General features: G+C 54.0%; 6 protein-coding genes. 2 read left to right on the top strand and 4 right to left on the bottom strand.

Translation table 11 applies throughout. The annotated features are described in order from the left end of the window. Nucleotides 1–497 precede the first annotated feature (497 nt). The 4 genes from AB9K37_RS03000 to AB9K37_RS02985 all read right to left on the bottom strand — a co-directional run bounded on the left by AB9K37_RS03000 (nt 498) and on the right by AB9K37_RS02985 (nt 3,689). Entirely contained in the window at nt 498–1,037 is a 540-nt protein-coding gene (locus tag AB9K37_RS03000) for a LysR substrate-binding domain-containing protein (RefSeq protein WP_369835485.1), read from the bottom strand. Nucleotides 1,038–1,127: 90 nt separating this feature from the next. Continuing rightward, a complete protein-coding gene (locus tag AB9K37_RS02995; protein WP_369835484.1) occupies nt 1,128–2,456 on the bottom strand; it encodes a type VI secretion protein ImpB in 1,329 nt (442 codons plus the stop codon). Between the two features lie 187 nt (nt 2,457–2,643). Then, nucleotides 2,644–2,853 (bottom strand): excalibur calcium-binding domain-containing protein, encoded by a 210-nt coding sequence (locus AB9K37_RS02990; RefSeq protein WP_369835486.1) that lies wholly within the window; start codon nt 2,851–2,853, stop codon nt 2,644–2,646. Nucleotides 2,854–3,032: 179 nt separating this feature from the next. Beyond that, on the bottom strand, nt 3,033–3,689 hold the full coding sequence (locus AB9K37_RS02985; RefSeq protein WP_369835483.1) for a thermonuclease family protein: 657 nt from the start codon (nt 3,687–3,689) through the stop codon (nt 3,033–3,035). 384 nt (nt 3,690–4,073) lie between these two features. On the opposite strand from AB9K37_RS02985, the gene AB9K37_RS02980 reads away from it, so the two are divergent. Beyond that, the gene (locus AB9K37_RS02980; protein WP_369835482.1) at nt 4,074–5,477 is read left to right on the top strand and encodes a hypothetical protein; all 1,404 of its coding nucleotides are present in this window, start codon (nt 4,074–4,076) and stop codon (nt 5,475–5,477) included. Nucleotides 5,478–5,819: 342 nt separating this feature from the next. Next, nucleotides 5,820–7,019 (top strand): hypothetical protein, encoded by a 1,200-nt coding sequence (locus AB9K37_RS02975; protein ID WP_369835481.1) that lies wholly within the window; start codon nt 5,820–5,822, stop codon nt 7,017–7,019. The last annotated feature ends 153 nt before the right edge of the window (nt 7,020–7,172 follow it).

Genomic DNA, 7,172 nt, shown 5'->3' with positions numbered 1-7,172 from the left:
GTGAACCTGAAAAACATCCTTGGCCAGATCAAGGCCTACTGTCTTAACTGTCATTGAGTGGCTCCTTTCCTAGCAGTCATTGATAGCTGCACTTTGGCACATTCGATGCCGGTGGAGCAGGAGCCACCCACCTCATCCGGTCTGGTGAAGCTGCACCGCGGCGGCTGATGCACTTGCGAAGGTCGTCTGTGGGTGGCTCCTGCATTGCAAGTGTTTTCTGGTGATTTCTGCGGTCATTTTCGTCAGTACCGCGGTATTCCAACGCTATCGACTATTAAGACCGCTTCGCGCAACCAGGCGCAACTCTACGGCGGTCAGTTTGGGCCGATCAGGTCGATACGGTGGCGCGGGCCTCAAGAAATGTTCGGCACGCCGCCAAATGGCCGTTTCAAGCCCTTATCTAATCATGTGCATAGATTTGCAGCGGAACTGCGATCGGCGGCATAGGTCTTCTAGTCGATCAACGCATCTAACGGCAGTGGCAGTTGTGATGGGTTTCACTTTTCGCCGGAGGGTAGCACGGCGATCAGCATCTGACGCAGGGCATCTAGGGGGCGCGACGCCTGTGCCTTGCGCCAAACCAGATGGGTCCGCACAATCCCAGTCACCGTGGGGAGGTTCCAAATCTGAACCTGCCCCTCTGCGCGCAGCGCCGTCAGGACCGCGCGCGGCATGATCCCGATCCCGGATCCCGCCACGACGTAGGCAAAGATCGCATGATAGGAGGCGAGCTCCATCACACGCTCCGGAACCACGGACGCCGTCGAAAACCAGCTCTCGAAAATCCGCCGATAGGAACAGCCGGTCTCGAAGGCGATCATCGTGCGCCCGCGCAGGGCACCGGGGCCTTGGATCGCAGGCAGCGATTGCGGAGCGATGAGGGCAAGCTGCTCGGTGAAGACGGGCAGCGTCTCTAGCTCGTACGGGCCGAAGGGTTCTGAGACGAAGGCCGCCTCGATCTCGGACTGCGCATTGCCGACCTCGATCTCCCGCGGATGTTGCGCGATCGACGAATGACCGGTCCGGTGAAGCAGCACTGCACCGCCGCGATAAGCAGTCGAGCTAGTGGAAGCTATCTGACTGATTTGCCTTTTGACGGTTCAGCAAAGACAGCTCTTCGATTTCTCTCAATAAGAAAGAAATTGGGTTTCTTCATCCTTTGTCGGCGCTTCGCTGAAGTCATCCTCATCGGGAATCCGGCCAAAGGCGATTTTCGCACCGACATAGCCACCCTCGATCTTGGCTTGGGTGCCGAGTGACAGGGCCTTGGCCCCATGGGTGTGACGGAGAGTGTCCATCAGATCGCTGACCTGTTCCCACTTCTGACGGGTCGCCTGATCAGCTCCTTCGTCCAAAGCACCACCAAACAAGTCGCCGGTAATCTCCCCGTCGGCTGCAAGACCATGCAATGTGACGTTTATAGCATGCGGTGAAAAGGGCAGCGTCCGACGGGCCTCTGCCAAACCCTTCGAAAGGGCGCGTCTGAATGTTCGGTCGTCACGGGCGGCCGGAAAGACTTCACGCCAGTTCCATCGTTCCGCATCGTCTTGCCGCGCACCTCGGAAGCCAAGTGTCAACTCAGTTGCGCGCAAGTTGTCTCGGCGCAGACGTCGCGCGGCGCTAAGTAGAAGTTGGTGTGCGCAAGCCTCGACCTGTTCGGGCTGCCGTCCATCACGCGCCAGGACGCGACCGTGACCGTACATGCTTTTCTTTGTTTCCGGGCGCTCAGCATGGAAGCCATGCAGTTCGTTCCAGAAACGCTCACCTTCGACGTTGCCCCAGATCTTGCGCGCCTGCTTTGGTGCGAGTCTCCAGAGGCCCTCAATGTCCGAGACTCCTGCGGCAGCAAGGCGCGCGCTCACACCCTTGGAGATGCCGGGCAGGTCGCGTAGGGCGAGATGGGAAAGAGACCGTGGAAGGCTTTGTGCCTCAATCAGAGCGAAACCGTTCGGCTTGTTCATCTCTGCGCCAATCTTTGCAAGTAGCTCGGTCGAGGCCATCCCAATAGAGCAAGTCAGTGCTGGACTGAAGGTATCTGCCAATGCGGCTTTGATCCGGTCGGCTAGCGCCTTTCCCAGTTGTGCCTCTGACGGCGTCAGGCTGCAAACCACCTCGTCGATTGATCGCACATGAGCGACCGGAAGGATTTCTTCGATCACCTCAAGGATGCGCTTGTGAAGCCGAACGTAGGCGTCATGGCGTGCAATAACGAAGACCATATCCGGGAGGAGCTTGCGCGCCTCTCTGATCGAGGTTCCAAATTTGACCCCTCGTGCCTTTGCCTCTCGGCTGACAGCGATACAGCTTGTGTGCGGGGAATCCAGTGGGACAACACCAACGGGTCGTCCTCGAAGATCAGCGTTGAAATGCTGCTCCGCGGAAGCAAAGAAACTGTCGAAGTCGAGATATAGGCGCTCGACTTTTGGCAGATCATTGGCGCCCGTTTGGTATTCCATCGTTTCTCCGGCCTTCTGGTACGCGCTCCATTGGAAGTCGGCATTTCAGAGCGACAAATCAATGCCTGGCCGATTTTGATGGCAGGGAAGCACGTCACGGATATTCAGACCAAGTCCAGCGCTCAGCGGGTGCAATAGTTCCTTCAGACGTCAATGCTGAGCGCAAAGACTGACGGTTCAAATAGCATCAGCACAGGTTCTCGCACGGCGTTCCGTCGTTGTCCCCGTCCAGCGCACCTCCCCAGCTGCAATTAGCAAAGTACCACCGAGCTTCCTGACAGCTGGAAATGCTCTTGGAGCAATAGCGTCGAGGCGAACAACTCCAACTCTGCGCCACTCTAAAACTCGAAGGCAATGCTTCCTGAAGCAGAAGAGAAGAAGATTGGCTTCTCGGCATTTTGTCCCCGTCGCGAGTGTCGTCGGCGCTCAACGGTGGCGACGCCAAAAACAAGGACACGGCAAGCGTCGCAGCAAATTTTTTATTCATGAAGTGTTCTTCTTGGTTCTTCGATCACTTGCTTAAAGTCTGGGAAGAATTGATCTTCAGCATGGCGAGGTTTTGGCCATTGTTTGGTTTTACTGCCACGCTGGGGCGCGCCACCCTGCGGCCAAGGCTTCGGCTTCGTTGCAGAACCAGCGTTCTCCCTTGGATGGCGAAACCTTTGTGCGACCGTACCACGGCGACCAAGGCGCATGGTAGATCTTACCGTTCTTTGAAATGTTGCCCTTGATGGGGCAGCCATCGGGAGCTTTCTGCTCTCCTACAGCCCATTTAGCAGCTCTGAATTCCCAAGGGGGCATGTTGTTGCCCGCCCAAATGCCCAGCTTGGCAGCGCGAGCGGTATCCTCTGTTTGGGCATAGACCATATCATAACGTCTGAACGACCAAGCAAGACCTGATGCCACTAGGCTCTCTCCAATGTCTTTCCCATCTGCAAAGCAGGTGGCAATGGTTCGGCCATATCGATCTTGGCTGGAACCTTCGCATCGGATTGATGCGCTTTTAAGCTTTGCTGCGAGGTAGGACGTTGCAGCTTCGCCGCATTTCCATTTCTTGCCAGTCTGAGAAGAGCACGCTTGGCCCATCTCTGGGGCATCGATGCCATTCAGTCGATAAGTGATACGGCCATCGGAGATGGTGTCAGCATCAATGACTCTGAATGCCGCCTCGGCCCCAAGGGACTGTAGAAGCACGAATGACAACACCAGAGTGAAGAGAAGGTGGCCCTTCATTTTAAAAGCAGAATCCTGACAGCAAAAATGGTTAACAAGTAGTTAACGGACCGTTACGTCGAAGTCCATTGTGCATGGCGCTGTTGAAGCGGATCGTCATCAGAATTGTTGGGAAAGTTTTCTTACGATGAGAGATAATTTGTCGACAATAAAGACTCCTGAGTTCAATTTTTGGCAGTGCTTTTTAAAATTTCTTGGATTCGAAAATATCTGAATAATGGCTGATCTAGGTTACATATCTTCAGCGTTGGATGAAATGCCATAGATTTCGAAAATTCGTAAATCATATGAATCTTTGAGATTCATAAACACACTTTTTCCAAATCAACATTTGCGAGTTCTTTGCCTCAAGCCCTAACGTTATTTTATTTTTGGGCAGTCGCAATGAAGCAAGCAATTGTCATATTGCATGGCATGGGCGAGCAAATCCCCATGGCCACGCTGAATTCATTCGTGAACTCTGTTTGGACGCAAGACGCCGATTTGGTCAGCCGCACCAGGCCCGATCCCAATACAGGGAAGGAGCGCGATGGTAATGTGTCTTGGGCTAAGCCAGACCCACGCAACAGCTCATCCGAGCTGCGCCGCATCACGACTGAAAAAGACAAAAACGAAAACTATACGGATTTCTACGAATATTACTGGGCGCATGTGATGCAGGGCACCACATGGGAGCATGTGAAGACTTGGATCAAGGATTTGTTGTTTCGCATCCCGCCTAGGCGGGTAGCCCATGCGTGGGTACTGCTTTGGATTGTCGCGTTGATCATTGGCGGGCTAACCCTCTGGGGCCTCTGGCCGAAGGCAGAGGCCCCGGCCCCTTGGGTGGCGTGGCTCGCTGCGTTGGGTGGTATGGCGGTCACGGCCTTTGTATCGACTGTGCTTATCAAGCGGTTCGGCGACGTGGCGCGCTATGTCAAAGCTTTGCCGCCGAACGTGGCCAAGAGGCACCAAATCCGGCAGGGCGGCGTGGATCTCCTGTCAAGGCTGATCGACAGCGGAGAGTATCAGCGCTTAGTTGTGGTGGCCCATTCTCTTGGTGGGATCATAGCCTATGATATTCTGGCGGAAACCTACGCGCGCTATAACAAAATTGGCGGAACTGGGCCGCAGCCAGAGCGGGATGCGCTTGAACAAATGATCCGCGATGCCACGGAGAGCGGCAGTCTTGACCTTGATGCATTCCAAGATCAACAGGCACGAGCATTTACCGAAGCCAGAGAACAATGCGCTCCTTGGATCGTTTCAGATTTCGTGACCTTGGGTGCGCCACTGACCCATGCCGAGTTCCTTGTGGCAGAAAGTCACGAAGACCTACGCGCTCGCCAGCGAGACCGTTTGCTTCCGACTTGCCCGCCGGTAATGGAATACGATGGCACGACCAAGACACAACACTTCAGTTATTCGAATAAAGAGCAGCGACAGCCAATTGACCGCCGCACCCCCCATCATGCGGCCCTGTTCGCCTATACCCGCTGGACGAATTTGTATTCGGATGAAAAGTACATTCTGACCGGCGATCTGGTCTCCGGTCCGGTTGCAGAGGTTTTTGGCTTGGAGTTCAATAACAGAGAAAATAAAGGCGTGCTGAAGGGCATCCGTGACATCGCCGTGCTGCCCAAATTGGATGCAGCGGGAAATGTGGACAAAGACCATCGTAGATCGTTCGTATCGCACAATAACTACTGGTCGATTGATAAGGGGACGGAGAAAGTCCGAGGTACAGATGAAAAGTTTGTGCCGCACCACATTAAAGAACTCCGTCGTGCCCTAAGGATAGCGTCGTAGATTAGCGCGCTTTCTCTCGAGCGTACTTCAAAGCGAATTACTTAAAATTCGAGTTCTTTTCCGGTCGAGGGGATTGCTCTGGATGAAGCATCAAAGAGGCTCTCGTGACCTACTTGGAGGTGCATAGTCTTGGCATCGACCACGAAGTATTGCAGTCGCCCATCATTGAACCAGCTATGGCATATCCGTCTCAATACACCAGTTCGATTGCGACAACGAGGACGGTCTGAAAACGTTCTCTGAAATGCCTAGGTTTCAGTGTGGGCCTTAAATCCATCCGCCAATAGGGGCGACAGTTCTCAGAAAGCCATGCCCTAGATTTTTAAGAAAGGTTCCCATCGTATGGGTGAACAGTTCTCTGAAGAAGAATGGGCGCAAATAAATGCGCACCTCGAGCAAAATGGATCAGCCTACGGACTGCCTGAGCGGCGCGATAGGTCGTTCGTACTGTTAAGCTGGAACATTCGAAAATTCGGTGCCTTCAAAGAGAGTGGTATTCCTAAGAAGTCGCCGGGTGCCTTTGCGCTGATCGAGCAGGTTTGTTCTCGAGCAGATATCGTCGCGATCCAAGAGGTCCAACGGGACACTGGAAGCCTGTACGAGTTGCTCAGGAGGTTGCGCAATAGGGGTGCTCCTTGGGAGGTTGTCATCAGCGATGTCACAGGGATGGCGCCTGGATATGACGGCATGGCGGAACGACATGCAGTACTCTACCGATCAGATAGAGTTCGACGGGGAGATCTTGCTTCTGATTTGTCCTTCGATCGCTCCGCCGTAATTGAGAATAGCGACGTTGCGTTTCGCACTCTGATATCAAAAGAAATCGAAATCGCAGGTGAAGAGGGGATACTAGCGAAACTCTCCGGATGGCTCGACGGTCAACAAAAGCTGATGGGTGCGAAGCTAAAGAAATTCGTTCAATTCATTCGTACACCGCATGTCGTCGAGTTCGTTGTTGAGGGGCCCGCCGGCGTGTATAATTTTTACATCATAAACGCTCATCTGGTGTCCGGAGAGAGTAAGACCGATCGGAAACTCGAATTCTTCGCGCTCCTAGAATGGCTGTTGTTGGACAGCCGTACGACCGTTGTCGAAGAGGGAAAAACCTTCCTTCTGATGGCTGATCTAAATTTGGATTTCGAGTCCAACGTCGACAAGCGGCGGAAGGCGATGGCCACCTATCTGACCTCGATCAACAAAGAGAGGAGCCTCCAAGCCAAGGTAAACTTCCCCTTCCTCGATGGTGGCTTTTTCACCAACGCGCGTCGTACCGAGACTTTCGATCACATTGCCTGGATAACAACCGACACTCGGCTACCCAGGGGGCGGCACAACGATCAGGCTGGGTCATTTGGACCCGATCAGTACGACTATGGCATGTTTGATTTCGTCCAAGCGTTCAGTGATGCCGGTCCGGGGAAAACGGAAACCGGTGAACCAGCCTATGATCGCTATACACACGATTTTACTGATCATATGCCAATCTGGGTCAGACTCCCCATTCCAGCGGACGAGCAAGAAGACTTCACAGTACGCGACTGAGCGTAATCAACGTATGTCAACGGCGGAGTAAAATTCGGCCATTGTGGCGGAGCAAAAGTCGGCCAGTTTGGGGCGAGCGCCTTGGAGCGTGCGGCCCTCATATAGCAAGCCCGGTCCAAGGCGCATTGGCCGTCAGGCCAATTCTGTGAGGTT

Source organism: Donghicola sp. XS_ASV15 (genome assembly GCF_041224595.1).
In the GTDB taxonomy this organism is placed as follows: domain Bacteria; phylum Pseudomonadota; class Alphaproteobacteria; order Rhodobacterales; family Rhodobacteraceae; genus Donghicola.
Note: the sequence above shows the minus strand (reverse complement) of the source record. Positions and strands in the feature narration are given on the sequence as shown.

Bases quoted from the DNA above. Each gene is read 5' to 3' on its own strand.
- AB9K37_RS02990 (WP_369835486.1), bottom strand. From the start codon at position 2,853: ATGCCGAGAAGCCAATCTTCTTCTCTTCTGCTTCAGGAAGCATTGCCT.
- AB9K37_RS02980 (WP_369835482.1), top strand. From the start codon at position 4,074: ATGAAGCAAGCAATTGTCATATTGCATGGCATGGGCGAGCAAATCCCC.
- AB9K37_RS02995 (WP_369835484.1), bottom strand. From the start codon at position 2,456: ATGGAATACCAAACGGGCGCCAATGATCTGCCAAAAGTCGAGCGCCTA.
- AB9K37_RS02975 (WP_369835481.1), top strand. From the start codon at position 5,820: ATGGGTGAACAGTTCTCTGAAGAAGAATGGGCGCAAATAAATGCGCAC.
- AB9K37_RS02985 (WP_369835483.1), bottom strand. From the start codon at position 3,689: ATGAAGGGCCACCTTCTCTTCACTCTGGTGTTGTCATTCGTGCTTCTA.